The organism is Shigella sp. FJ200513 (genome assembly GCF_040495915.1).
Lineage (GTDB): Bacteria > Pseudomonadota > Gammaproteobacteria > Enterobacterales > Enterobacteriaceae > ECMA0423.
Genome location: NZ_JBDYCV010000245.1, coordinates 1 through 1,103 on the forward strand (window position 1 = coordinate 1; position 1,103 = coordinate 1,103).

1 protein-coding gene is annotated in these 1,103 nt (G+C 47.5%); it reads right to left on the minus strand.

The window, feature by feature from the left end; all coding sequences use genetic code 11:
• Positions 1-278: 278 nt before the first annotated feature.
• Entirely contained in the window at positions 279-944 is a 666-nt protein-coding gene (locus tag ABZJ92_RS21930; RefSeq protein ID WP_029716636.1) for an epoxyqueuosine reductase QueH, read from the minus strand.
• Positions 945-1,103: the final 159 nt, after the last annotated feature.

The window sequence follows — 1,103 nt, forward strand, 5'->3', positions numbered from 1 at the left end:
GGTTAAACAGATGACGATCAGGGCGATTAACATCGCCTTTTGCTGCTTCATAGCCTGCTTCTCCTTGCCTTTCGGCATGTAAGAGGCTAACCTACATGTGCAAAGCATGAAATTGGCCTCAGATTAATGTTAAGCGTCTTGCCGGACGCGTAATGTTAACTGGGGCTTTTCTCTATCTGCCTTTTGGTGTTCATGCCTGAAGCAGATAGCCTCAAGCACCCGCAGTCATTCTACTTACCTCGCCAATATGAAATCAATCAGAAAGGTGCCCCATAAAATCACTCCTTCTCTTCTTTACCGTAGTGGAGTTGACCAATTTTGATAAGAGGGCGTCCCTGAGATTTGCGGTGTAGATTGGTATCGCGCAGAGAATACACACAGCCACAATATTCCTGCTGATAGAATTTTTCGCGCTTGCTGATTTCAATCATACGGGACGAGCCGCCCTGCTTGCGCCAGTTATAATCCCAGTACACCATGCCCGGATAATGCGCGACGGCTCGCCGCCCACAGTCGTTAACCTGCTGCATATTTTTCCAGCGTGAAATGCCCAGTGAACTGCTGATCACACTGAAACCATTTTCAGCGGCGTACAGCGCTGTCCGCTCAAAACGCATGTCAAAACACATGGTGCAACGGATCCCTCGTTCGGGCTCCCATTCCATTCCTTTGGCTCGTTCAAACCAGTTGTCTGTGTCGTAATCAGCATCAATAAACGGCACGCCGTGTTGTTCAGCAAAGCGAATATTCTCATCCTTACGAATTAAATACTCTTTCTGAGGATGAATGTTCGGGTTGTAGAAAAAGATGGTGTAGTCGATTTCCGAGGCCTGAAGCGCCTCCATCACCTCACCGGAACATGGAGCACAGCAAGAGTGCAGTAGTAGTTTGTTTGCCCCGTTTGGGAGCTCCAATTTGGGCCGTTTGAAATCAGCAACTGTCATAAATATGTTTATTGAGGTCATAAAAATATCAAAGAGTGTAGCATTAGAACGGGGCTATCGGAAACAGATGTGTGACTGCTCCCCGCCCTTTCGGGCGGTCTCCTGATGATTTGAGGGTGCAGAAATCCCTCCGGTTAAGGATTAAATTTTTAACAGTGC